Source organism: Methylobacterium sp. W2 (genome assembly GCF_020662345.1).
Classification (GTDB): Bacteria; Pseudomonadota; Alphaproteobacteria; order Rhizobiales; family Beijerinckiaceae; genus Methylobacterium.
Genome location: NZ_VMOA01000050.1, coordinates 1 through 24,846, shown reverse-complemented (window position 1 = coordinate 24,846; position 24,846 = coordinate 1). Strand labels below are relative to the sequence as shown.

The 24,846-nt window shown below is 65.2% G+C and carries 23 protein-coding genes and 1 pseudogene; 15 read left to right on the top strand and 9 right to left on the bottom strand.

Features of this window, described 5'->3' with window-relative positions:
• The first annotated feature begins 11 nt into the window (after positions 1–11).
• The 3 genes from FPV16_RS21910 to FPV16_RS21900 all read left to right on the top strand — a co-directional run bounded on the left by FPV16_RS21910 (position 12) and on the right by FPV16_RS21900 (position 2,684).
• Positions 12–350: a c-type cytochrome gene (locus tag FPV16_RS21910; protein WP_056186069.1), complete on the top strand. Its 339-nt coding sequence runs from the start codon at positions 12–14 to the stop codon at positions 348–350.
• A 185-nt stretch (positions 351–535) separates the two neighbouring features.
• The gene (locus FPV16_RS21905; RefSeq protein ID WP_056186073.1) at positions 536–1,519 is read left to right on the top strand and encodes a beta-propeller fold lactonase family protein; all 984 of its coding nucleotides are present in this window, start codon (positions 536–538) and stop codon (positions 1,517–1,519) included.
• Between the two features lie 79 nt (positions 1,520–1,598).
• A complete protein-coding gene (locus tag FPV16_RS21900) occupies positions 1,599–2,684 on the top strand; it encodes a sulfite oxidase (protein WP_056186076.1) in 1,086 nt (361 codons plus the stop codon).
• Positions 2,685–2,686: 2 nt separating this feature from the next.
• Here the strand turns inward: FPV16_RS21900 and FPV16_RS21895 are convergent, their stop codons facing one another.
• From FPV16_RS21895 to FPV16_RS21875, 5 genes are read right to left on the bottom strand one after another with little or no spacing between them, the layout of a single operon-like run.
• Positions 2,687–3,058, bottom strand: a complete 372-nt coding sequence (locus FPV16_RS21895; protein WP_056186077.1) for a YidH family protein — start codon at positions 3,056–3,058, stop codon at positions 2,687–2,689.
• Positions 3,055–3,945, bottom strand: a complete 891-nt coding sequence (locus tag FPV16_RS21890; protein ID WP_056186080.1) for a LysR substrate-binding domain-containing protein — start codon at positions 3,943–3,945, stop codon at positions 3,055–3,057. Before FPV16_RS21890 ends, FPV16_RS21895 begins: the two co-directional genes overlap by 4 nt.
• A complete protein-coding gene (locus FPV16_RS21885) occupies positions 3,942–4,751 on the bottom strand; it encodes an anti-sigma factor family protein (protein WP_056186082.1) in 810 nt (269 codons plus the stop codon). The genes FPV16_RS21890 and FPV16_RS21885 overlap by 4 nt, the downstream gene beginning before the upstream one ends.
• Entirely contained in the window at positions 4,748–5,257 is a 510-nt protein-coding gene (locus FPV16_RS21880; protein ID WP_018044293.1) for an RNA polymerase sigma factor, read from the bottom strand. The genes FPV16_RS21885 and FPV16_RS21880 overlap by 4 nt, the downstream gene beginning before the upstream one ends.
• 13 nt (positions 5,258–5,270) lie before the next feature.
• Complete coding sequence (locus FPV16_RS21875) at positions 5,271–5,654, bottom strand: hypothetical protein (RefSeq protein ID WP_056186085.1); 384 nt, start codon at positions 5,652–5,654, stop codon at positions 5,271–5,273.
• Positions 5,655–6,150: 496 nt separating this feature from the next.
• On the opposite strand from FPV16_RS21875, the pseudogene FPV16_RS21870 reads away from it, so the two are divergent.
• The 4 genes and pseudogenes from FPV16_RS21870 to FPV16_RS21855 form a co-directional block, all read left to right on the top strand.
• Positions 6,151–6,306 (top strand): annotated as a pseudogene (locus tag FPV16_RS21870) (recombinase family protein); the annotation flags it as partial.
• A gap of 582 nt (positions 6,307–6,888) precedes the next feature.
• Entirely contained in the window at positions 6,889–7,578 is a 690-nt protein-coding gene (locus FPV16_RS21865) for a ParA family protein (RefSeq protein WP_227440582.1), read from the top strand.
• Between the two features lie 999 nt (positions 7,579–8,577).
• Positions 8,578–9,369 (top strand): hypothetical protein, encoded by a 792-nt coding sequence (locus tag FPV16_RS21860; RefSeq protein WP_227440580.1) that lies wholly within the window; start codon positions 8,578–8,580, stop codon positions 9,367–9,369.
• Between the two features lie 444 nt (positions 9,370–9,813).
• A complete protein-coding gene (locus FPV16_RS21855; protein ID WP_227440578.1) occupies positions 9,814–10,365 on the top strand; it encodes a hypothetical protein in 552 nt (183 codons plus the stop codon).
• Between the two features lie 56 nt (positions 10,366–10,421).
• Here FPV16_RS21855 and mobF read toward each other — a convergent pair whose 3' ends face one another.
• Positions 10,422–13,805, bottom strand: a complete 3,384-nt coding sequence (gene mobF, locus FPV16_RS21850) for a MobF family relaxase (RefSeq protein WP_227440576.1) — start codon at positions 13,803–13,805, stop codon at positions 10,422–10,424.
• Between the two features lie 9 nt (positions 13,806–13,814).
• On the bottom strand, positions 13,815–14,081 hold the full coding sequence (locus FPV16_RS21845; protein WP_227440575.1) for a hypothetical protein: 267 nt from the start codon (positions 14,079–14,081) through the stop codon (positions 13,815–13,817).
• 227 nt (positions 14,082–14,308) lie between these two features.
• Here FPV16_RS21845 and FPV16_RS21840 point away from each other — a divergent pair, with 227 nt between their 5' ends.
• Genes FPV16_RS21840 through FPV16_RS21830 form a run of 3 tightly spaced genes read left to right on the top strand, consistent with a single transcriptional unit; the run spans position 14,309 to position 16,316 of the window.
• On the top strand, positions 14,309–14,830 hold the full coding sequence (locus tag FPV16_RS21840) for a hypothetical protein (RefSeq protein WP_227440573.1): 522 nt from the start codon (positions 14,309–14,311) through the stop codon (positions 14,828–14,830).
• Positions 14,827–15,636, top strand: coding sequence for a hypothetical protein (locus tag FPV16_RS21835; RefSeq protein ID WP_227440571.1), 810 nt, complete (start codon positions 14,827–14,829; stop codon positions 15,634–15,636). The genes FPV16_RS21840 and FPV16_RS21835 overlap by 4 nt, the downstream gene beginning before the upstream one ends.
• On the top strand, positions 15,633–16,316 hold the full coding sequence (locus tag FPV16_RS21830) for a hypothetical protein (RefSeq protein ID WP_227440569.1): 684 nt from the start codon (positions 15,633–15,635) through the stop codon (positions 16,314–16,316). The genes FPV16_RS21835 and FPV16_RS21830 overlap by 4 nt, the downstream gene beginning before the upstream one ends.
• Before the next feature lie 220 nt (positions 16,317–16,536).
• Here the strand turns inward: FPV16_RS21830 and FPV16_RS21825 are convergent, their stop codons facing one another.
• Together FPV16_RS21825 and FPV16_RS21820 are read right to left on the bottom strand one after the other, a co-directional pair.
• Positions 16,537–18,801 (bottom strand): S8 family peptidase, encoded by a 2,265-nt coding sequence (locus tag FPV16_RS21825; protein ID WP_227440568.1) that lies wholly within the window; start codon positions 18,799–18,801, stop codon positions 16,537–16,539.
• Between the two features lie 14 nt (positions 18,802–18,815).
• On the bottom strand, positions 18,816–19,931 hold the full coding sequence (locus FPV16_RS21820; RefSeq protein ID WP_227440567.1) for an AAA family ATPase: 1,116 nt from the start codon (positions 19,929–19,931) through the stop codon (positions 18,816–18,818).
• A 513-nt stretch (positions 19,932–20,444) separates the two neighbouring features.
• Between FPV16_RS21820 and FPV16_RS21815 the strand changes: the two genes are divergently transcribed.
• The 5 genes from FPV16_RS21815 (at position 20,445) to FPV16_RS21795 (ending at position 24,750) form a co-directional block, all read left to right on the top strand.
• Positions 20,445–21,311 (top strand): hypothetical protein, encoded by an 867-nt coding sequence (locus tag FPV16_RS21815; protein ID WP_227440566.1) that lies wholly within the window; start codon positions 20,445–20,447, stop codon positions 21,309–21,311.
• Positions 21,312–21,488: 177 nt separating this feature from the next.
• A complete protein-coding gene (locus FPV16_RS26475; RefSeq protein ID WP_227440565.1) occupies positions 21,489–21,728 on the top strand; it encodes a helix-turn-helix domain-containing protein in 240 nt (79 codons plus the stop codon).
• Positions 21,725–22,183 (top strand): hypothetical protein, encoded by a 459-nt coding sequence (locus tag FPV16_RS21805; protein ID WP_227440563.1) that lies wholly within the window; start codon positions 21,725–21,727, stop codon positions 22,181–22,183. Before FPV16_RS26475 ends, FPV16_RS21805 begins: the two co-directional genes overlap by 4 nt.
• 104 nt (positions 22,184–22,287) lie before the next feature.
• On the top strand, positions 22,288–22,599 hold the full coding sequence (locus tag FPV16_RS21800) for a hypothetical protein (protein WP_227440562.1): 312 nt from the start codon (positions 22,288–22,290) through the stop codon (positions 22,597–22,599).
• A 336-nt stretch (positions 22,600–22,935) separates the two neighbouring features.
• A complete protein-coding gene (locus FPV16_RS21795) occupies positions 22,936–24,750 on the top strand; it encodes an AAA family ATPase (RefSeq protein WP_227440559.1) in 1,815 nt (604 codons plus the stop codon).
• Positions 24,751–24,846: the final 96 nt, after the last annotated feature.

Below are 24,846 nucleotides of genomic sequence, written 5' to 3'. Positions count from 1 at the left end.
GGAGACCAGCCATGAACCCGATCCATCCGGCGGCCCTGATCGCCGCGCTCGCCTTGTCTCCTCTGGTGGCGCTTGCCGCCCCGGCCCCCGAGCCGATGCGCTTCACCTCACAATCCATCGCGATGCCGACCTCCGACCGGACCTTCCCCGACGGACAGGGGGCCGAGGCGGTCAACAACAACTGCCTCGCCTGCCACTCGGCCGGGATGGTGCTAACCCAACCCAAGCTCACGAAGGCGCAGTGGACCGAGACCGTGAACAAGATGGTCCACGTCTACAATGCGCCCGTTGATCAGGCCGACGTGCAGACCATCGTCGACTACCTGACGGCGTTGAAGCCGGCACCCTGAACCCCCGAATCCCGAGGCCGCCGCGCTTTTTTCGCCGGCCTCGGGGAATAGACCGCGCCTTCCGGCGTCTCCCCAGGGCGATGCACGGCCGGCCCGGCCTTAGACCACGGATTTCCGATTTCGAACCAGCCCTCACGGTAGGCCCCGGCCGCCGAACGAGCGCGCATGCCCGAGAGACCCGCTTCATGACCCATATCCGCACCAGCCTCCGCACCCTCCTCGCCGGAGCCGCCTTGCTCCTAGCGCAGGCCCAGCCCGGGTTCGCCGCCGGCTTCGACGGCGCGATCAAGAACAACGCACTGGCGCTGAACGCCGCCGGGACCGTCGCCGCTGTGTCGAACAGCGAGGAGAGCGCCGTCGTCGTCTACGACGTCGCCAAGGGCACGGTGCTGCGCCGCCTCGACGGCTTCGTCACGCCGCGAAACATCGTGTTCGCGCCGGACGGCGCCCGTTTCTACGTCTCCGACAGCGGCACCGGCCGGATCACGGTCTACGAGACCGCCACCGGCAAGGAGGCCGGCGTTCTCGCCGCGGGCCCCGGCTCGTTCGGTACGGTGCTCTCGGCCGACGGGGGCAAGCTCTACGTCAATAACGAGGCCGCAAGCACGCTGACCGTGTTCGACACCAGGACCATGCTCGCCGAGGCTGTGATCCCCGGCTTCGCGCAGCCGCGCCAGGGCGTGAAGCTGTCGCCGGACGGCAAGACCGTGTTCGTGACGAACTTCCTCGGCGACAAGATCACGTTGGTCGATACCGCCACCAACAAGATCACCGGCGAGATCGCCGGGTTCGACAAGCTGCGCGCCATCTCGATCACCAAGGACGGAAAGACGCTGTTTGCAGCCAACAGCGGCCGCAACACCATCGGCGTGGTCGATGTCGCCGCCCGTAAGGTCACCTCCGAGGTGGCAGTGGGCAAGGACCCCTACGGCGCCGCGCTGACCCCGGACGGGCACTTCGTCTATTCGGGCAACCTCAAGGACAACTCGCTCTCGGTGATCGATACCGGCACCCTCAAGGTCGTCGCCACGGTGACCGGCCTGAACGAGCCGCGCCAGGCGATCGCGTTCTCGGCCGACAACGCCCACGCCTACGTCCTCAACCGCGACCTTAGCGTCGCCGTGGTGGACCGGGCGAAGAACGCGGTCATCTCGACCATGAAGCCCTGAGGCGTCGCGCGTCGGGTGCCTTCTCGGCTCCCGGCGCGTTCTCGTCGTCGACACGTCACGAACGCAGGACAAAGACCCCATGCTCGGCCTGTTCCAGCGCAAGGACCGCCTCATCGTCCACGGAAAGGCGCCCTACAACGCCGAGCCACCGCTCGATCGCCTACGCGCCGCCTTCCTCACCGAGCAGGCCGACTTCTACGTCCGCAGCCACGGGAATATCCCGGATCTCGACGCCGACAGCTACCGCCTGACCGTCGACGGGATGGTTGCGACGCCGCTCGAACTGTCCATTGCCGATCTGAAGACGCGGTTCGCGCCCGTCACCGTCACGGCGGTAATGCAATGCGCCGGCAACCGCCGGGCCGACATGCTAGCGGTGGCCCCGGTCTCCGGCGACCCGTGGGCGCCCGGCGCCATCGGCAACGCGAAATGGACTGGGGTGCGCCTCGCCGACGTGCTGCGCGCGGCCGGCATCGATGCGGGCGATACGCGCCACGTGGCCTTCGAGAGCCACGACCGGATCGCGGACACGGACACGCGTTTCGGCGCCTCGATCCCGCTCGCCAAGGCGCTGGCCCCCGATACGTTGGTCGCCTTCGCAATGAACGGCGAGCATCTCTCCCCCGAGCATGGCCACCCCCTGCGCGTGGTGGTGCCGGGATTTGCCGGTATCCGCAGCCCGAAGTGGCTCGCCCGCATCACGGTGCAGGACCGGCCCTCCGACAATCCGATGCAGGCCGACGACTACAAGCTGTTTCCGCCCGACGTGACCGCCGAGACCGCCGACCCCACCCACGGCATCACCATCGAGGCGATGCCGCTCAACAGCGCGATCTGCGAGCCCGCCCGCGGCGCAGCGTTGAAGGCCGGCCGGCACGCGATCCGCGGCTACGCCATCGCCAGCGACCGCGCGGTCGCCCGCGTCGACGTCTCGACGGATGGCGGTCGCAGCTGGGCACAGGCCCGGATCGACCGCGATGCGGACGCACCCTACGCCTGGACGTTCTGGGAGATCGACTGCGAGCTGACCGCGGGCGAACACGAACTCGCGGTGCGGGCCTGGGACTCAGCCGGCCAGACCCAGCCTGCGGCGCCGGACGACACCTGGAACTACAAGGGTTACCTCAGCGCCGCCTGGCACCGGGTACGGGTCACGGTGGCCTGACCTCACGCCCAGAGTAGGGCGGTGGCCGCAAGGCCCGAGATCGCGATCAGCAGGGCCGCGATCCCGACGGTGAGGATGCGCGGCATCATCGGGATCTCGGTATGGGCAAGACGCGCTCGAATCGCCCGATCCCGCCATGCGGCGCCGGCGAACGAGGCGAGCGCACAGGCGATCAGCGTGAGCGACAGCACCTTCAGCGGCCAAACCGCCAGCACCTCCCGCAGGAAGCGCTGCGCAGCCAGGCCGACGCCGAGGAAGGCGAGCCCGGTGCGAAGCCACGCCACGAACGTACGCTCGGCTGCCAGCACCGTCCGGTCCTCGGCGAGCCTCACCCGGGGATCGTCGGGGGGCACGGGTTTCGCGGGCTCACTCATTTGATGTTCGCCGTCGCGATCAGGTCGAGAAGCGCGTCGGCGGCCCGGCTGCAGTAGCGCTCCTTGTGGCGCAGCACCCGGAAAGGACGGCTCGGCAGGGCGAACGCCGCCCGTACCAGGGTCCCGGCTCGAAGCGCTGCGGCGACCACGGTCTCGGACAGCACGGCGGCCCCGCCCCCGGCCTCGACGGCGGCGCGGACCGCCTCGTTCGAGGGCAATTCGAGTGTGACTTGGAGTTGAGCCGCAGCGAGGCCGGCGTCCGTCAGCGCCGCCTCGAAAGCCGAGCGGGTTCCCGATCCCGCCTCGCGCAGCACCCAATTGGCCGTTGCGAGCTCCTTGGGTTCGAGGGCAGTAGCCCCGGCGAAGGGATGGCCAGGAGCGACTACGAGGACAAGCTGGTCTCGCGCGATGGTCGTGCTCGCGAGCGTCGGGTCGTCCAGCGCTCCCTCAACGAAGCCGAGTTCGGCCTGCCCCGCGCGCACCGCGTCGGCGGCGTCGGTGGTGTTGCCCACCGCCAGCCGGATAGCGATCTCGGGGTAGGCCCGGCGGAAGGCAACGAGATGGCGCGGCAGCCAGTCGCTGGCGATGGTCTGGCTGGCGTAAAGCGCCAACGTCCCTCGTCGCATGCCGCTGAGGTCTGCGAGCACCAGTTCGGCGGCCTCCGCCCGGGCGAGCACGGCACGGGCCTCGACAAGGAACGTGCGCCCCGCCTCGGTCAGCTCGATCCCGCGGCCGACCCGGTGGAACAACTTGGTGGCGTGACGCCCCTCGATATTGGCGATCGCCGCGCTGACCGCCGACTGAACGAGGTTCAGTGCCTCGGCGGCCCGCGTCACGTGCTGCCGCTCGGCCACCGCCACGAAGATGCGGAGCTGGTCGAGGGTCATGGCTGCTGCCGATCCGGCGCGAGGCCGCGGACCTGCGCATCAACCGCCTGCGCGACGGTGAGCAGCCGGGCCTCGTCGGTCCGACCGGTGACGACGTAGGACATGCCGCCATCGACCCAGGAGAAAGCGGCGACGTCGCCCTCGCGGGCGAAGCGGAACACTGTGCGGCCATCCGCATCGCCCACGCGGCTGTAGAGCGTCAGCCGGGTGCCGTGGTCGTCGTCGTACATCAGCATCGCTGCGGATTCGGACCCAGCGGGCAACAACCGCCCGCCCATCAGGCGGAAGCCGTAGGCCGTGAGGTCGGGGGTGGTCACCGCCCGGCCGAGGCGCTTCGAGAGCCACGTAACAAGGTGCGGCTTCTCGTCGGCGCGCACCTCCACCGGATGCACCGCCTCGACCACGTAGGTGCGGAAGGCCGCCACTGCGTCGTCGGTCGCCGGCTCGGTTCGCGCAAGCGTGACCGTGGGTACCTGCCGCGCGGCATGGCCGAACCAGCCGGCGGCACCGCCGACCGCGAGGCAGAACACGGCCGCAGCCGCGACCGGAAGCCAGCGCCCGGTTATTGGGCTATGTCGCGAGCGGATGTTGGCCACCCGGAGCCGCGCCGGGATCGCCTCCTCGGCAATCGGCGCGAGGCGGGTACGCAAGCGCTCGCGCAGGGCGCGATCCGCCGAGACCTCGGCCGCCCGCGCGGGGTTTCCCCTGAGCCATGCCTCGACCAGCGCCTGCCGCTCCGGTTCAAGATGACCGTCGATCAGGCCGTGCAGGTCGTCCTCGCCGACCGGGCGCGGATCCCCGCTCATTTCACCCTCCTCAACAAGCCGGTTCGGCCCGTTTCCAGAAAACTTCGCATCCGCTCCCGGGCTCGGCTTAACCGCGACATCACCGTGCCCAGCGGTACTCCGAGCACCTGCGCCGCTTCCGCATAAGACAGATCCTCGACCGCGACGAGCAGTAGCACTGAGCGCTGCTCCTCGGGCAGGGCGTCGAGTCCGGTGAGCACGTCGCGTGCCCCCATAACGGCCTCGGGGTCGGCACCCGGATCGGGCACCTGCTCCAAAGCCTCAGCGCCGACATCGATGCCGCGCCGGCCCCGGCGTCGAACAGTGCCGAGGAACAGGTTGCGCTCGATCGTGAACAGCCAGGCTCGCAGGTCGCCGTCGCGGCGACGTCCGGACCAGCCGGACAACGCCCGCTCCAGGGTGTCCTGGACGAGGTCATCCGCCGCTTCGCGGTCCCGCAACAGTGCGACTGCGTAGCGCCGCAACGCTGGGATCTGCGGTTCGATGAGGGCGGCGATCTCGTCCACGAGGCTTTACCGATCAGGGCTTGGCGATGTGCCACGCGTCGTTGAGGAATCCGTCGCCGGTGATGTCGCCGGGCTTCGTATCCTTGGCGAAGGTGTAGAGCGGCTTGCCCTTGTAGGCCCACTGCATCGTCCCGTCGTCCCGCGTCACCATCGTCCAGTCGCCACTAGCAGCCGAGCCGGAGGCGGCCATCAGTGCCGGCCAGTTGGCGGCGCAGGGGCCGTTGCACATCGACTTGCCGCCCATGTCCTTGTCGAAGGTGTAGAGGGTCATGCTCTTGGAATCGACGAGCGCCGGCCCCTTGGCAGTCTCGGCCGTCATCGCAGGCGCAGCGGCCTGGGCGGCGACGGCGGAGAAGGCGAAGGCCGCAAAGGCAGCGCGGATCAGCATGGTGTGCATGAGTGAGGTCTCCGGCGGTCGACCATGACCGCATCGGGAGAGATGCCGAACGGGCGCGTCTATTCCACTGACACACGAAAAAGATTGGTGACGTCAGCGTGACCGCCGACTCGTCCTCAACCACGGCATACGGCCGTCACCCAGGAGCAGTCAGAGGAATGATGCGGCGGCGTCACCACTCTGAAAGGCGGAGATCCGAGATCATGCCCTCGCACGGCGAGATCGACTGCAACGTCTGCTTTCAAGAGATACGTTGGCTTGCTCTTACGGCGTAGTTGGGTCGCAGACGAAATTTCCGCTTACGGGCGGTCGGTCAACTTCCACATCCCACCCAATCGGGATATTCGTCCTAACCGTATAGCTGTCCGGTATTCGATCGTATTCACGACATTAGAGATGGATCAGGTCCGAGCGGCCTCGAACCGCCCTATTTTTGTCGGGAAAATATGACTGGATTTCTATTGCCAGATAAACGCGCTTGATCCACTAAGCCGACATGCTCGTTGGATATGCCCGTGTTTCCACCCTCGACCAGAACCTCGACCAGAACCTCGACCAGAACCCCGACCTGCAGCGTGACGCGCTGACCAAGGCCGGATGTGAGCGTCTGTTCGAGGAGAAGAAGTCCGGCAAGGCTGGTACCAAACATCCCGAGGCAAACACATGAAACGAATTGTCCCTTGAGCAAGCCGGCCATGTAGGCGTCGTCCAAGCCGACGCATGAGGACCTTGCCCTCGGATCGATGCCGTGGATCTGAAGGACGTACTTCGCCAGATTTGGGCCGATGGTGCTGACCATGTCCCATGGACGCCTCCTGTCGATGAGATCAACGACCTCATCCTGGCACAGCGATGCCATAGCGAGGGCCGTCCACCCCGTCAGGCTCCTATGTCACGGCTCGTGTTAGGCCACTCCAGCATTACGCTCGGACAAGCTGCTCTAGAGTTTTAAGTGCCTTCCTGAAAGCTTTTGGCTTTCTGTTGGAACTCGGACGGCTTTCTACTCTCGCCCGTGGCACCCTAGAGGTCAACGTCATTCCGAAAACCAGAAAGCTTTCTGGTAGCCATTAAGGTTCTGGAGGCTTCCTGCTTCCTCACGGCTTCCAGACAGCTTTCTGATTTCCTTCCGATAGCGGTTAGCTTAACAGGCTGTTAAGAGAAAGCTGGCAGCTTTCTATTACCTAAGGGCTTTTCGACGGCTTTCCGAAACCAGACAGCTTTCAGCGAGGAGCACATGCCCGTCATCACCTTCTCATCGCCTAAGGGCGGCGCAGGTAAAACTACGGCCGCTTGCATCCTCGGCAGCATGCTGGCCGAGCAAGGTGCGACCGTCACCATCATTGATGCTGACCCTAATCAGTTCGTACAGGAGTGGAGCCAGTTGCCGGGCCTTCCACCAACCCTTCGGATCGTTGGGGGTGCAACGGAAGAAACCATTATGGACAAGATTGACGAAGCCGCGAGCACCGCCGCGTTCGTCATCGTCGACTTAGAGGGCGTGGCAAGTCTAATGGTTAGCCACGCAATTTCGATGTCTGACCTTGTAGTGATTCCAGTTCAAGGCTCGCAGTTCGATGCTTCACAGGCAGCACGCCAGATTGGCCTCATCAAACGCACAGAGAGAAGGGGAGGGCGGAACATCCCCTACACCGTACTAGTCACGCGCACGAACCCAGCGATCATGCCGAATACGCTCAAGCACATTCTTCTGAGCTTCGAAGAGCGTGCAATCCCTGTCCTGAAGACCCGCCTCTGCGACCGGGAGGCTTATAGAGCGATGTTCTCATACGGTGGCACGCTGCAGGGCTTAGCAGGCAAGGGGATCAGCAACATGGCAGTAGCGATCAACAACGCCGCCGAATTCGCCGCAGAAATCGTTCAACGCCTGCGTGACGACCGGGCCCAGACTAAGCAGGTTGCATAATGCCAAGCGAGCCTAAACCTGGACGTACCGATCCGCTTGGCAAACTCGACCTAGGTGACTTTGCGCCGACGCCCTTGTCAGCGCGGAAAGAAAACCCCGCTTCGGAAGCCATCCGCGCTGTATCCGAAGATCAAGGCTTTCCCAGCCGTGAGCCAACACCGCGCGAGAAAACGGTAGCGGCACCACCTAAGGTTGAACAGCGACGCTATCGCACAGGCCGTAACAAGCAGTTGAGTCTCAAGGTAACGGAAGAGACCGCCCAGAGGTTTACACGGCTCGCCGACGAGCAGCGCTTGGTGTTAGGCGAGCTCTTGGAACGAGCCCTCGACGCGTACGAAGCGGCAGGTACAAACGGGAAAGCTTCCTGAAACCCATTAGAAACCTGTTAGAAATCTAACAGGTTTTTTTGGAAATCATGACCCACTTGTTCATGGAGTCAGCCTTGCTCAGTCACTGGGCGCTACTTGCTTTTACTGAACTTCCGCATCCGATCAGGCGATTTCCGGACTGACACTGGCTCCATTCCATTGATTCGTACCTCTTCCAGAGGGAAGGCCGCATAAATCGACTCGCGCGGACTTGCCTAGCAAGAGCTTCCGCGAAGGAACGGCTGCGGCGACTCCAAACCGTCTTCGAAGCTGCGGGCTCGGGAGCGAGGCGCTTCATCAACCGCGAAGCGTTGACTTCACCCTGTGCGACAGCCGACATGGCATGTCTGGTTGCGCTCGCTCTTCGGAGCGAGTCGTGGGCCAACCACCATCAGGAATGAGCGCCGCGAGAAAGACCTAAGCCCAAAACGCCAACGGCCCCACCCCGGCAAGGGTGAGGCCGTCGAAATCGATGAGGTCCGGGGGACCCAACTCCAATTCCCCAGACATCATAACACCGCTCAGGTGTCAATCGGGATCGCCTCCCGAGACGATGGCGCTTTGCCTTTTGACGGGGACAGCTCTGACTGCTCCCCCTGCTTTGCCGCGGCCCAAGCAGGGACCGAGGACGATGCTTCACGCCGCCATGCAGGCCGCGATCGAGGGCGCGCGTACGTTCGCGCAGATGGACGAACTGGGTCGCCAGCTCTGGCAAGGACACGGTGCGGGCGCCTTGAGTGACGGAGAGGCCCAGACTTTGGCCGAACGGCTGCACGGTCGCCGCAACGCGATCCGTGATGGGATTAGGCCTTTGCCTATCCCTGGCCTCCCCTCGCCTCGCGTGAGTCTGTTCCCTCCGCGCCGGAACCAAGTCACCCCGGATCGCCGTGCCTCACGCGACCGCCGCCGCCTACTGGCCGCATCGAGTCCGTTGCCACCGGCCCTGGCCACGCGCTTCACCACGGGTCAAATTGCTGTCCTACGCATCGTGGCCGACGAGGTCTCGGCGAAAGACGTGTGTGGCCTATGCATCGACGCCATCGCCGCGCGCGCCGGGGTCTGCCGCCGTCTGGCGCAGGGGGCCATCCGCCTCGCGGAGGGGGATGGACTGCTGACGGTCGAGGAGCGCCGCCATCAGGGTCGAAAGAACTCGCCCAACCTCGTGCGCATCATCAATCGGGACTGGCAATCCTGGATGCGTCGCGGCCGGCGCGGAACCCGGCATGATTGCACCGAGGCGGGCTCCCAGCCGCAAAGGATAGGATGCAGATCAATTCATCCCACGGATACGGGTCTGTTAATTTTGGGGAAAACCGAAGCTATCGGGAGCCTCGCAGTGCTTCCGAGAAAGCAGGTTCACCGCCCCGGCACAGCCGTTTCGGTACTGATGGCGGTTCGCACCGACGCTGAACCGCCGATGTGACGCTCGTTGACCGACAACCAAAGAAAATGATGGCAGCAAGCTTGTCGGTGACGAACAAGGGAAGGGGCGGCTGTCCAGAACGGGCGGAACAGCACCAGACGGGACGGAACCCGGATCGCTCTAAACCCCGACACCCTGTCGGACGAACCGCACCTTCTCGTCCAAGGCGGTTAGCTGCGCGAACCGGGAAACGGCTCCCGAACCGTAGCGGACCCCCCGATTCGCGCGAGCAGGGTCTCCGAAGGCCGGTTTCAGCCCATTGAATGGCCTGTGCGGGCTCGCGCGGTGCGACTTTCCAGCTGCACAGGAGCGTGAAAGCTCCCGGCCATCCCACTTTTTTGCAGGCGCGTCCGATTTCTGGCCCCGCGGCCCAGGGTCCGATTTTCATCGTGGCAGCATTGCTGGACCGCGGTCGCCGACCCCGGCTTCACCCCGAGGCCCACCATGCCCATCTCGCCCTTCCTGCGGTCCGATTTCCAGGCCGCAACCGCCCACCTGAAGGCCCTGGAGGCCTCGCCCAACCCGAAGACGTTCGCCGCCTACTCCGCGGGCGTGACAGCGTTCTCCGCCCTGGAGAGCGCTTTCATCCCCGTCGGTCAGACCGACACGCTCCTCCAAGAGGAAGTCCGCACGCTGCTCAAGGCAGTGCCGGTCTCCCCGGTCGCCGAGGAGCTGCAGCACGCCATCCTGCGTCGCGTCGACGAGAGCACCGGCGAACAGAAGCCCGAGGAGTGGGTCCTGCTCGACGTCCTCGACGACATCGACAAGCTGATGTCTGGCAGCCTCTCGGCGCTCTCGCTCCGCCGGCTGCGGATCACGGCCTACGGCGCCATGGTGGCGTATGGCCCCGCCGGCGCGGCCCTCCCGACGAGGCCGGACCCGCTTGTGATCGATGTCGGGCTCGTCCCCGGCAACAGGGCCCGGATCCGGTGGTGCGATGCCGACAATGATGTGGATGCGGGCGTGCCGATCTCCATGCTGAGCGTGCGCCGCTGAAGGCCGGCAGGGTGGGCGCTTCCAACCCAACCCTGGACGGGATCGACGCTACGGCTTCACCGCCGTGGCGCCGATGCTGGCGTTCGTCTCCCACCGGGGCGAGGCTGGCTCTTCGGCTCGGTGAGCTCAATGTCTGCGGCATGGACGAGAGTGCGGCCGAGGGCGGCCACCTTTGCGGAAACCTGGACGAGGAGTTGCGCCCGAGCGGCCAGACGTGCCGCAAGGGGCTCCAACGCGAGGGCGAGACGCTGCCGGCGACCCTGACCAGACAGAACGGTCGGTGCCAGCCCACGCGCGGTCCTGGCCTCCAGGCGCGCGAGGCCGCGTCGGAATCCGTCTTCGGCCGCATGCCGGATGCCAGCGGCACGGTCGAGGAGGTCGAGGGCCCCCTCGCTTGCTGGGCGCCGGCTGAAGGTGGCGGCGGCATGGCTCCACAAGTCCGCCGCACGGATCGGGCGTGCGTCGCCGATACTTCTGCGCGCGGCCACGGCGCGGCGTTCACCGGCTTCGCCGAGTACCAGCCAAGACGTCGCCCGGTGGCGTGTCAGCCCTACGTAAAAAGCTCCGGCGCCGACACCTTCGGAACCTCGTGGCATTGCAAGGATGCATTCCTCGGCGGTGGCTCCCTGGGCAGCCGAGAGGCTCTGGCACTCGCCGGGACCCAACTTGATGCGGCCGGTCTCGCGGTCGCGCAGCGCGGTCCATGGGACGAGTCCCTCTCGCCCGCTCGAAGTGCGCAGGACAAGGCCGGCAGCCTCGACGGCGCAGATCTCCACCAGCGAACCGTTGACCCCAAGCTGTCCGCGACCGGCGCCGCGTGCGTGCGTCTTGCTGTAGAGCCTGACGCGATCACCGACGGCGATGGGCAGGGTGTAGAGGTCTCCGGCCTGGTCGGTGGCATCCAGTACCGCGATGTCAGGGCCGATGCGTCCTGCCACGCGCTTTCGTCGGCGGATGGCGAGGCTAATGGTCCGGCAGTCCTCGCGCGTCGGTGCAACGACCAGGACGGCGCCCTCGCCGGTTGCCACGACCCGTTCCTGCCACAGGTCCGCGACGGCCTCGGCGGCCTCGGTCAGGGTGCCGGGGGCGAGGCGGGCCCTTCCCTGGTCACGGAGGGCGTCGAGCACATCGGCCGCCCGGCCGGCCCGGGCGAGACCGGCGAGTTCACGTTCCTGGGCGGAGCGTTGACGGACAGTCGACGTCACCTCCGCCACCTCGCCATTGAGGGCACGACCGAGGAGACCAACAACGCCACCCGCCTCTACGCTTCGGCCCTGGCGCTCATCCCCGATGGCGAGAAGCGTGCATCCAACCGCTTCGCGCAGTTCCAGAAGGGCAAGTGCATCCTTTGCGGAGGCGAGGCTCGTTTCGTCGATCACCACCACGCTGTTCGCGTCGAGCTTCAGCGTTCCAGCGCGTACGCGGGCCATGAGGGCAGCGAGGGCGAGACACCGCTCCTCGGGGATTCCTGCATCGGCCAGTGCCTGCGCCTGTCTCCATGCGACGGCGGTGCCGAATACCGTCCGTCCCTTCGCGGCCCAGGCGAACTGCAGGCCACGCAACAGATAGGTTTTTCCGGATCCGGCAGAGCCCGTAAGGCTGGAGACGCGGCCGCCGGACCCCAGGACGTACATGGCCCGAGCCTGCGCCTGACCATGCGCGCCGGTGAGATCGAGACCTGCGGCAGCGGTACCAGCGTCGATTTCCTCGGCTGTGAGGGCAGCGGAGCGGTCCTCGGCGGCCGCGCGCGCCAATGCCACGAGGCGCGTCTCGCGGTCGAGATGGGCACGCGTCGTGAGCCGAACAGCAGTCGCGCCGCGCGGGCCCCGCACCTCCCGCGTGATGACCGGGGTGTGGATACCATCCTCCTCGATGCCGCCCGCGAGGAGAGCGCGGGTCACGTCGTCGATCTCCTCCGCGTCCTCGATGCCGGCGGCCACCAGGCCACGCGCCGCCGCGATCCTGGCCGCGCTTTCGTCGACGACGGCCTCGCCCCTGAAAGCCTCCGCGAGGAGAGGTGCCGCTGCGGCGCGGGCGATCTCCGCCCGCTCGCCAGGGCCGGGGAGGGGAATGGGCTTGTCCAAGTTGGACAGGGGGCCTGGCCGCCATCCGAGGGCCTGGGCCTCCCGGCGCCATGCGTCGAGATCACCGCAATCGTCGGTTTTCGCGGCGCGCCTGTCGCCCTGGACGCCCTGCTTGAGCAAGCCGATGCGCCGGCCGGCATCGAGGCTATCCCAGTCGAGGCCCTGATCCTGGGCATAGGCCCTGGCGGCGGCTTCACCCTGGTTCGTGCGCTTGCTGAATGCGGCGCGCACGCGCTCGGGCACTGCGACGATGCGGGCGGCGCCCGTCTTGGGGTCGAGCCTCGCGTCGATGCCGATCCGGCGCAGGCCAGTGGCAACGCGGGCCTGATAGAGGGCCCCCCATACGTGAACCTGGCCGTGGAGCTGGGCGAGGTCGACGGTGCCGATGTGGCCCGAATCCGTGAGGACGTGCGCGAGGCAGCAGACGTGGCTGTGCACCTGCGGCGTCCCCGCCACGCGCACCGTCGCGAGGTGCGTGTAGGCTTCGCCGGTTTCAGGATCGTGGGTCGAGATCTCCGTCGTCGGCCGCGATGTCAGGTGGTCGAACGCGAGCCAGGCCAAGCGGCCCGGTTCGTATCCGCCCCGTCCTCCCTTGCCCCGCCGGGCCCGGCCGAGCGTCCCCTCAATGGTGCGCATCGTCGCCGCCACGGCATCCCGATGGATGGCGTGGAGGAGGGCGCGTTCGGCTTCCGTCTCGGCGAAGGCCCACGCGATCGAGAAGCTCTTGTCGGCCGAGAAGCACAGGTCGACGAACCGAACCGGAGCCTTGCTGGCGGTCAGCCCGTCGAGGATGGCAGTGGGGCGCAGGGGCCCGCCATCGGCGCGGCGACCCTGGGCGACCGCCGCCACGACATCGGCGTCCGGCTCGGCGTCACCGGCGCCGAGGAGCCGGAGCAGCCGGGTCCGCAGGCCTGCGGCGCGCTCCGCTGGCAGGGGGCCGCCCGTCCCGGCATGTCGGCCGGCGAGGACCTGCGCGACTTCCTCGGCGGTCGGCAGGCGGTCGGCGGCGAGCCCCGTCTCGGCCGACAGGGAGGGGGTCGCTTCCCGCTGCGCGCGTCCATCGACCGGCTCGCCATCGGCACGTCGGCCAGCGAGGAGATGCGCGATCGCATCGGCATCCAAAACCTGATGCGGGTCGAGCTTCAACAGAGCGGCGAGGCGCGGGTCGAGGTCCTCGCGGATGCGAGGGACGGTCGCGGTGAAGGCCTCGGGCCCCGCCGATGCGGCACCGGGCGAACGGGCATAGTAAGCGGCAACCTGGGCCATCTCAGGCGGAAGGGTGGCTTCGAGGAGATGGGCCGCCATGGCGCGGGCCCCGCTCAGGCCCCCGGCGCTCCCGACGCGGTATGTCAGCAACTGCGCCTCCTACCGACCAGCATGGACGGCAGCGGCCACCGCGCCGGGGATCGCGTCGAGGCCAGCCCGCATGCCGTCCAGGCTGTCGCCCTGGGCGTCGAGGCTATCCGCGATCCGGCCCAGTGCCTCGGCGAGACCGTCCCCGCCACCTTCCGCGCCGAGGTCGGTCACGGCGGCGAGGAGCGCGTCGAGGAGGGCGGTCTGCGCCTGCTGGCCCGCGAGCATCTGCCCCATGCCGGCGCCCAGCGCGGCGACTTCCACACGAAGGTCAGCCATCTCCGCCACCAACGCTCCGAAGGCTTCCCGCTCCGCCACTGTTCCGACCCCCGAACCCCTGTCCCGGCCTGCGCGCCGGGCAACGATTCGCATTGTACCTCCATCCCACCTTGGGTGCCTTGGTCTGTAGGGACATCGAGGCCTTCGACACGTCCCGGTCCTCTCCGCGTGAGGCTCCACTCGGCTCCCTGTGCGGTCCTCCTCCTCCGCATGGGGAGGGGACGCTGATGGTGCGCCAGCCCCAAGGAATCGCCGCAGCCTTCGCGCGGGCCCGAGCCGGTGACCGGAGGCTCGCGCCGTGGATGATGCAGCATCACGACGAGCTGCTGCGCGAACTCGGTACAGGCCGGATCGAATGGGCCACGCCGCTCGCTGTCTTTTCCAAAATCGGGCTGACGGACGACCATGGCCAGTCCCTGAACCGGGACACGGCGTCGAGGACTTGGCGACGGGTCCGGACGGCGGTGGCGGTCGCGCGTCAGGCAGAAGCAGGCATCGCACCCCGCACTGGCGAGCTGGTCCGTGGCGTGCGCCTCGTTGCGCCGTCCGCACCGCCAGTCATGTGCACCGTACCCGTGCCGCCCTCGCCCGTAGCGGTCCCGCCGATCAACGGCGTCGACGAGGCGACCGAGCGCATCCGGACCGTCCTCAACGCTATGGGGGCCGCACGCGTGCCCCTGCCCCGCCAACCATCCCGCATCCCGCCGGCGGACGCTCGCCCGGCTCGCGATAGGACCTCCGAGACATGACCAAGGCCAAGCGCAACGCCGCCTCGACCGCCAAAGATCTGGGGACCGGCCAGATCCCGATCCGGGCCGCCGAGGGCCGACCCAAGCTCATCCTGCTCCTCGGACGCGGGAGCCGAGGAAAGACGCTCCTTGCTCGGTGGATGCTCGGCCGCGCCGAGGACGCCGGCCGAGAGACCCTGGCCGGTGACGGCGACCGCACCAACCAAACGTTGGCCCGGTCCTACCGGCACACAGTCAGCCCACCATCTGCCGATGACGCCGAGGTGCGCGGGTGGGTGGCCGGCCTCGTCGAGGCGCAGATCCGAGACCGGTTCAACCTGGTCCTGGACATGGGCGGCGGCGACCTGACCGTGAAGGCTCTTGCTCGCGAGATGGAGTTGCTGCCCTGGCTCACGGGCCTCGGTATCGACCTTGTGGCGGTCCACGTCATCGGCCCAGCGGGGGATGACGTTGCCTACGTTGAATCAGTAGAGGAGGGGGGCCTTCTCGCGAGCCCATATACCGCGCTCGTGCTCAACGAAGGCGTGGTTCCCCTCGGGCGCAGTCCACACGCCGCCTTTTCCGAGAGCGTCCAGGCTCACCCGATTTTCGCCGCCACGGTCGGCCGGGGCGCCTGCATCGTCTCGATGCCCCGCCTCGAACCGGCGCCCGACCTGGAAGAGAGAGGGATTCCCTTCAGCCTCGCCGCGCAGGGTCTCGCACCGCCTGGCGTAACTCCGCTCGGCCCGTGGAAGGCCCAGCAAACCCTCCTCTGGCTCCGCCGGATGGAGGAGCGGTTCGCTTCGATCTCGGAGTGGCTGCCATGAGCGGCGGCGCTGCACCGGCGCGCGCCGTGACCATCCCGATCCTCGCCGAGGCCGCCCGCATGGTTCGCTCCCTACGGGAAGCGGCACGGGCTGCCGGCGTCCTGCCGGGCGACCCCATGGCGGTCCTGATCGAGGCTTTGGCACAGGCCATCGGCTTCCTCGGGCACCAGCGGGCCGCCCTGGCCGGCACCGCCGAGGACGTGACGGAACGGCTCGGCGCTATCCTCCATGACGGCCGCGAGGTCGCCGACGCCGAGGCCGAGCGTTTCCGGGCCGAGTGCCAAGCGACCGAGGCTGAGACGGTGCGCAGCCTCTCCACTGTGCTGGCCAACACGGCGGAGCGGGCCCTGACCAACCGGGTACGCGCCCTGGACAGGCGCACGGCAACCTTGGTGGGAGTTGCCGTTGCCGGCGCCCTCGCGCTCGGCGTGGGTGGTGGTTGGTGGGTCGGCGATCGATCCGCCCGGGCGAACATCACCGCGACGGAGGACAACGTGCGTACCGCCTTCCGGAACGGTCCCGAAACCGCGCAGCTCTGGGCCGACCTGATGACCTGGAACAACGTGCACACCGCCGTCGTGCGCTGCCGGGACTCCGGTCAGATCCGAGAGGAAAGCGGCCGCAGGGTCTGCAACCTTCTGCTCTGGGTCTCTGCCCCGCCTGCGGTACCTACGCAGTGAGGGTGCAGCGCTGCGTTCGAAGCCCTTTCGGTCGACGGGCAGTGCATGCTGGAGTGTTACCAGGCAGGGTCATGAACGTGGCGACCAGCCAGCGGCGAACGTCGGTGCAGGTGCAGACCGGGGGGCGGGGGCCTCGATCCGCACAGAACTCTTCATCAGCAACAGCAGCTCTCCTTCCAATCCAGCATAGCAGGAGTTTTGAAAGAGACACTTAAACTTATCAGCGCGATCGCGCAGGTATCATGACCCCTGTACGAGTTCTAAGCGGTTTGAGGCGGCCTCCTGACGAGGCAACAACACGATCAAAAAGATCTGTCATGTGCCGGTTTTTAATCGTGAGCACCAAGGCGAAGGTAAGATTAGCTGACCTGCTCCCAGAATGACCATGCATGCGCGCGATATGACTGACGTCAAAAGCAGGTTGGTTAAGTGAACTTGCGCGCTTCCTCTTGGTCCGCGAAACCGTCGTTTCCCATTTTTGGGCATCGTCGCGACGGATGTACTCAGGTGCGTAGAAATCGTTCGCGCCAAAGAAATTGTCTGAGATCGGCACGGTCGGCGTGATTAGTTTCCCCTTATTGACATAAGGAGGGGCGATCTTGAATGTGTTCGGACGAAATTGGATGTCCAATCCAGCGCGAGTATAATTGATAGAATCTTCTGGATCGACGTCGCAGAATAGCGAGAACGTCGCCTTGATCTCGACATCACCTCTGATGTCTGATGGAACGGGTAGATACAGTCTTACTGAACCACTCGTGGGCATCTGACGCTGGTAGATGATCCGGGCCTCACCATCGTTGCAGACGACAATGTCGCCCAACAGATGACTCAACCGGCCCCAGCCGACATGGTGCTTCTCGTGCGTTTCAAGGTCCGCATGATGGACGAGAAGCGCCTTGATCGTGGGCGCGAACAACGGCTCAGAGAAATGTGCGCGGATGCCCGCTCCGGCTCGCATAGCTAGGGGCGCCGCAAAGCTCGTTCCCTGCACCCCAGATCCGGGCAGGGCGCCAGTCGAATGGAGCACTAGGAAGGGCGCCGAGTGAGAGCCGCCAAACGCCACGAAGTCGGGTTTGACATATCCTGGGCTACGGCCAGGCCCTACAGCGCTGTAAGGTGCCCTCTTCCATCCAGCGCCCGGGCTGTCGCAGGCGCCGACCGCAATCATGTTCACGCCATCTGAGGGTGGCTGAATACGGTGCATGCCAAGGGCCTGATCCGCTTCGCCGTTGTTGCCGCAGGCCACAGTCGCCACGGTCTTCCCGTGCGATAGGACCGTATCAAGAGTCGATGTCCAGACGTTAACGTCGTCGTCATCCATCGCGCAGTCGGGGCCCAGGCTGATGTTGATGAACTCGTATGAGGTCGCCGTGACGGCATCCTCTATCCGACCGAGGATCGAAAAGAGCTCGAAGTCGTCCCCTGCAGTGTCGGCTCCGAGCACCCGCCAGTGATCGACATTGGCATGCGGCCGTTCCTGCGTTTTGCCGACTTCGAGGGGCCCAAAAAGGAACGCGGAGGTGACGGCGAGACCATGCTTTTGGGCGGCCGGAATGGGCGCACCGATACCCGGTGGTTCCCGCATCGTCACCCAGCGGTCCAGCCCGTGACCGTCAGGGAGGCCACCGTCGAAAATAGCGACGGCGACATCGCGAGCCGTAGCGTCTTCGGCCGGAAGTTCAACGCGAAAACCTGGGACGAGACCGCGTACGAGTGGATCCAGAGGCGTGATGCGGGCCATGGACCGCAAGGCTCGGAGGAAGCTGAACTGAACGACCGCGTCGATCTTATCGGGATCGGCGTGCATTGGTAGAAAGCAGAGCCCACCTGCATAGCGTCTGAGGTCGATCTTAGCCTCAAGGTCGAGGGATTTTACGTAGTCCTGGAAACCACGCACGACGTAGTCGTCGTCTTCAGGATCGGCGTGTAGGACGACCTCAAGCGGGATCTCCTTCTTGCTTCTATCGCCGAGGATCTTTTTGCGTCGATCGGGTCCGGGCAGACCAACTGTTTCAATCTGCCGGAACTCGTCCTTGACCCGATCATCGGCTGGGGCCCAATTCCCGACGATATCAGAGAAGCTCTCAATAGATCTTCGATGTCCCGCGAGGAAAATTCGCGGCGCAGGTTGGGCCCGGCCATCTTCGGCAGCGCGGAGGGTGGCACGCTTGTGCGGCTCGATATGGACCGCCTTGCTACCAACGTGTCGAAGATTAAGATCCCTAACTAGGTTATTGGGGTAATAGCTTTTGGCGAGATAAGTTGGGTGAAGCGTGATCTCCACGACGGCCTGATCTTCAGGGCATGCTAGCGCCGGAAGAGATCTCATCCGCTCCCCGGTCATCTGCCATTGCGGTGCCAGAAGCTCTCGCGCCTCGGCAAAGCTATAGGGATGTGTCTTCTCGCCTGACCCGCGTGGCGGCCGGGCGATTTCGACTGACAACTGCTCACCACCGCCGATGAGATATCTTGGGCCCGCCATTGGAATTCCTCAAATCAATCTGCTTCGACAGGCCTACTATTGCGATATTTTCTAATCGTATCGCGAGAAAATCCTGTAATCTGGCTTAGCCTTCGATCAGATATGCTGCTATTAGTTATAAAAGGCAGCAAAAATTTGCGCTCGGATCCGCTTGCCTTCTTCATTTCTTTTCCAAAATTCTCAAGAAGAGCCTCCTCAAGACTTATTCCTGCAATCAGAGATCGCTTTCTAATCCATTTTGCACTTCTAGCAATGTCGCTATAAGATTTTTCTTTCCATAATATAGCAAGTAGCGGGAACAAATCCGAAAATCCAGTATCGGTTTCGCCAAATGTATTGCGAAAAGCTATAATGCTTTGTTCTTCGCTTGGCGCAGAGTACTCCAGTACGTCATCAAATCTACGCCAGACAGCCGGATCAAGTAGCTCACCGTGATTTGTCGCTGCGACTAGAAGGCTGTTCGAAGGCCAGTCGTCGATTTCTTGAAGAAGAACTGTGACGAGCCTTTTTAACTCTCCAACGTCACTATCGTCGTCTCTACGCTTTGCGATGGAGTCGAACTCATCAAGAAGTAGAACAGACTGCGAGCTTTTTGCGTAGTCAAGAACTGATCTGATGTTGGAGCCAGTCTTACCAAGAAAGCTGCTCATAACAGTGGCCAAATCAAGAATGAGCAGGGGTCGTCCGAGACGGTGTGCCAACCATCGTGCCGACAACGTTTTGCCGACGCCGGGGGGGCCAGTGAATAGAAGGGACCGTGTCGGGTCGAGACCCAGCTTCTCAAGCTCGACCAGCCTGTCACGCTCCGAAACGACCTGATCCAGGCGAGCGCGCAATCCAGGCTCAAGGATCAATTCAGTCTCGGGAACGGCCGGGTATTCAACTTTAAGAAGCGCAAGTCGCGAATCCGCATCTACTGGAAGCATGCCTGCTCCAGCGTCGCGCATGGGAGATGATTGTGTCGGTGCCTTCGCAAGCAGATCGGCGAGCGCGCGGGTCAACCCTTCGTTCTCGTTGCCGACCGATTTAATCACCCTTCTGAGATAGACCTGCACATCCTGCGCCCGGCCGGTCAAACCCAGCCTTGCTGTCTGGACTAAAAACTCTGCAAGAGCCTCTGTATCGGCCATTCACATATCCATACCGCTGAATTTTCCTCTGCGGCGATGCATGCGTATCATGGACTAAAAAGTCCAGCAATCGTTCCCAAACGTCCATGCGACCTTATCGCGCCATCGGTCTGCGTGCTAAGCGCCGCAATGCCCGCTCAATCTCGCTCTTTTCGATGTGGAAGGCGTCCGGGTCGCGGTGCGATGGGCCGGTTAGGAACGTCAGCTTAATTTGCGAGTCGATAGACCACCGGGACCTGTTCAGCGCTTGCTCCTTCGGTTCCGATGGCTCTTCTCCCACCTGGCTTCCTGCCCCTCCCCATTGCATCGCTGTACCTGATCGGGTGCATCCTTGAGGAGGTGAGCAACCGCGATCCTGATGCTAACGACGACCGTCCTGCACTTCGCATCGCCAGCCGGCCATTCGCTCGTCGGCGACCTGAGCGGCGGATGCCCTTGGATGAAGTGCCGCAACTGACGGCCCCGAACGGATTGCCGCGATTGCCGCGATCGGGAACAACGCATTCTCTGGTCGTGACGAAGGTAGGCCTTCTCCGCAGCAGGGGGGCGAAGGCACGCGATCCATTCGGCAACGAGGTTGTGGTTCAGTTCCACGACGAGGACGGCCGCTTTTTCTACAAGACTGCCGGTCACTCTCTCGGTGAGGATGAAGACGGGGAGGAGAGCCACACTCCATCGACCACGACCGATTGCCTGGAGTTGATGCTCAAGCAGCCCGTACTTGGTTGCTTGTCGAGGAAGAGGCTTCGCGCAAGCCTGAGAGCTCCTGGCCTGAAGGGGGCCGTGGCTCCGGTACCCGACGATCTGGAGCTATCCATCGCTCCCTTCGAGGAGAGCGCGGTCATCCGATACCGGCAGGTGCTGGCCGAGGGACATCTCGGGGCGGTGCTCGTCGACGGGAAGGGCCGCAGCGTCCCGATCCCGGCGTCCCACTGGCGCGAGGACGGCGCGTCGGCGGCATTCGTGGAGACCCACCCGATCTTGATGACTTTCGACGGTCAGGATGTCCTCGGCCACGTCTGCGTCGACCTCAACGCGCTCCGCATAGGGTGGCAAGACGCATTCGCCGCGCTTCCGGTCTCGCCGCTGTTGGCCGAAGCCGAGTTCCTGGCAACCGCAGGGCAGGTCGGGACCGCGCCGATCCTCGACTTCGCCCTGCATGTCGCCCGCACGCTGGGCATCGTCGACGGGCGGGGCCCGGACGGTCTGCCCATCTACGCCGGAAATCTGGAGGCCCTGATCGAACGGGAGTGGAAAGCCTACGATAAGTTCGACGACGAGCCATCCGCCTACGCCCTAAGGTACCTCTCGACGCTCCTCCGGAACCCGGACGAAAAGAGCGGCCCGAAGGGGGCTTGGAGTTCGCTTGGGAGGGCATAAGGCTCGATCAACCGCAGCGAGCGATGGGCCGGGGAGTACATTTAACGCATTAAGGGGGTTGGTTTAACGCAACAACGGGGTCTACTTAATCCACTAACACAAGCATCAGATCGGATTTCACGTCAAATATCCCTGCGATCGCAGCCATTCTGGTGCTGAGACGCAGGGAGAACCACGATGAATAATCAGCCTACATTTGACATTGGAGAGCCTGCTCTCACGACTAGGCTGGCCGCTCGATACCTCGGGATCTCGGTCAGCCTCCTGAACAAGCTCAGGGGGACCGGTCAGGGACCTGCTGTGCAGGTCTACGGCACGCGCTGCGTCTACCGCCGTGCGGACCTGGACGCCTTCGCGGCCGCGCACCGCGTCGAGCCGACCGCCTCGGCAATCTCCAACGATGGGGGCGAGGCGTGAACCTCTTCTTCCCCACTCCCGCGATGGTCAGCGTCTTCGCCGGCGGCCTGGGCAACCATATGCGGCCTCTGCTGGCGCTCGCAGCACACCGGAAGTGCCTCCTGGCACTGCAGGATCAGGAGCGCGCGCCCTTCACAGTGCCCTCGGCGCGGCCCTGGGTCGTCATCATCGGCGACGATCCTGCCGACCCGGAGACCTCGCTGGGCCCACAGGGATTCCACACCGGGTCGCTCGCCGCCCTGATGCGGGCCGCGACCGACGTCACTATCATCGCCTGCGAGATCATCCCGGAGCTGTACGAGCGCCAGGCTGTCCTCGCCGCTGAAGGGGTCTCGGGTGTGATCATCGAGACCCGACCTCAGCACGCCGATGCGTGGATGGCGTTCGTGGCGATCGTCGCGCCGGGAAAGATGCGCATGGCCGCCCTCCTCGGCTCGAAGTCGGGGGCGGCGTGATGGCGTCCGTTCCTGCTGATCACCGGGCCTGTCTCCCCGAGGGGGTTCGTCCCAAGTTCCGACTGCCTGTCCTCCGGCTCGTATGCGAGGGCAGCATCGGTCTCGTGTTGATCCGGCCCCAGCCCGAGCACTTCCGCCCGCCGAGCATCGCGCCCTTCGTCGCGATCGTCGAGGACCGGCTCGTGTCAAGGGGGCCGGACGCCTTCGACTTGCCTGCGCTCCGGGTCGTCACTCGGCGTGCTCAGGGCATCATGGTCCTGACTAGGCGGCCGACCATCAGAGACTACGCCCTGATGGCTTCCGTCATCTCTGCAGGCGTCACGGTCATGATGATCGAGACCGGCCATGTGCACGGTCAAGACTGGCGGGACTTCGTCCACGCCACCGCCCCGACCGCGTCAATCATCGTCCGCTGAGCCGGGGAGCAGGTCATGGATACTGTCACCTGTGAGGACATCCAGCACGTTTTTGGCGGTTCCATCTCGGAGGGTGGGCAGGTCCGAATTCCTGCGATCGGGCGCCCTCCGTCTGATCGCTCGGTCTCGATCCGTCCAGACAAGGATGCACCGAACGGGTACCTCCTGAACTGCTTCCGGAAGAGCGATGACCCGATCCAGCACCGGGCGATGGTGGACCAGAGGTTCGGGCTGAAGTGGTCCCCACGAAAGGACGTAGACCGGACGCGTCCCGCTGCGGCCATGGTCGCGAAGAAGGCTCTGCCTGTCCGCCTGACTGACGTGCCACTGCCTGCGATGACCCCGAAGGTAAAGTGGGGGCTCCAGAACGTCGGAGCTCCCGAGCCGCCGCCCATCCGGGGCGAGCTGCCGGGGCGCCGGCACGCCTACCGTCGCGATGGCGAAGCGGTGCGCTTTAAGATCAAGAAGACCCAGGGGGCACCCTGGATTGACTTCTACCGGGTGCGTGATCCCGCCACCGGTAGGGTCGGTTGGCAGGCCAGGAGGCCGGAGGGCTTCGTTCCGGTCCCCTACATCGGTGCCCTGGACCCTTTCGACCCTGCTCTCGGGGACGAGGTGCTGCTTTGGGTCGAGGGTGAGAAGGACGTCGACACGCTCTCACGTCTTGGGCTGCCAGCTTTCACGTTCGGCAGCGCCACCGATGTGCCCGAGGGCTGCGGCGAGCTCGTGCGCGGACGCGACGTGGTGATCCTGTCCGACAACGACGCTTCAGGCCGGATCGGGACCCGCAAGAAGCGCGATGCCTGCGCCGGCTCCGCTGTCCGGGTGCGCACCTACGATTTTTCTGAGATGGGCGAGGGCCAGGACGTAACGGACTGGATGGAGGCCGGCGGTACCGTCGAGGCGCTTTGGCAGCGCATCGAAGCCCTCAACGATACCGATGCCGGAGGGGACCAGTCCGCTTCGGATGCGCCGCAGACTGGTGAAGCTACACCAGTCGGCGAGGCGCAGGCCGACCGGCCGCCGATTACCGCGACACCGTTCGCCTGGGTCGTTCCGGAGGCCATCCCTCCTCGGGCCTGGGTCTACGGCCGCCACTACATCCGGCGGTTCATCACCACCACGATCGCGCCCGGCGGCGTGGGCAAGTCGAGCCTGGGCATCGCCGAGGCGCTCGCCATCGCGACGGGTCGGCCCATCCTCGGTATCAAGCCGGTCCAGCGGGCGAGGGTTTGGATTTGGAACGGGGAAGATCCCTTGGAGGAGATGCAGCGGCGCATCGTGGCTGCCTGCCTCCATCACAATATCCGGCCCGAGGAGATCGCGGGCTGGCTCTTCGTCGACAGCGGGCGCACCTCGCCCCTCGTGGTGGTGACGCAGACGCGCGCCGGCATCACGATCACCGAGCCGGTGGTCGCGGCCGTGAAGGCCACTATCATCGACCGCGGCATCGGCGTGGTGATCATCGATCCGTTCGTGTCCTGCCACGAGGTTCAGGAGAACGATAACGTCGCCATCAACACGGTGGCGACGGTTTGGGCCCAGATCGCGGACGAGACCGGCTGTGCCATCGACCTAGTGCACCATGCCCGCAAGGGGTCCGGTGGTGAGGTTACGGTCGAGGATGGCCGTGGGGCAAGCGCCCTCAACAGCAAGGCGCGATCAGCCAGGGCCCTCAACCCGATGACATCCGATGAGGCCGAAAAGGCTGATGTCGAGAACCGCCGCCTGCACTTCCGGACCTTCGACGGTAAGGCGAACCTGGCCCCGCCATCTGATGAATCGATATGGTTCCGGCTCGTCTCCGTCCCCCTGGGCAACGGTACGCCAGAGCGGCCGGAGGACCACGTCGGCGTGGTCGAGGCCTGGAAGTGGCCGAACGCTTTCGACGGCGTCAGCCTGACCAATCTCCAGGCCGTGCAGCATCGGGTGAGTGACGGCCGGTACCGCGAAAGCTCGCAGTCGAAGGAATGGGTTGGGTACGTCGTCGCGGAGGTCCTGCGGCTCGACGCCGACAAGAAGGCCGACCTCGCGAAGATCAAGGCTCTGCTCAAGACCTGGATCGCCAACGGTGCCCTGCAGGTCGTCGAAGAGACGGACGCGAAGGGCATGAAGCGGCCGTTCGTCCGCGTCGGGGAATGGGCCCATTGAGCCGGGTCCTCACCTCGTAAGGTGAGGTGGGGAAAGGTGTGGAAGTGGGGGTGGCTCACGGGCCGAAGCAACCCCCACCCCGGACCCCCTTATAGG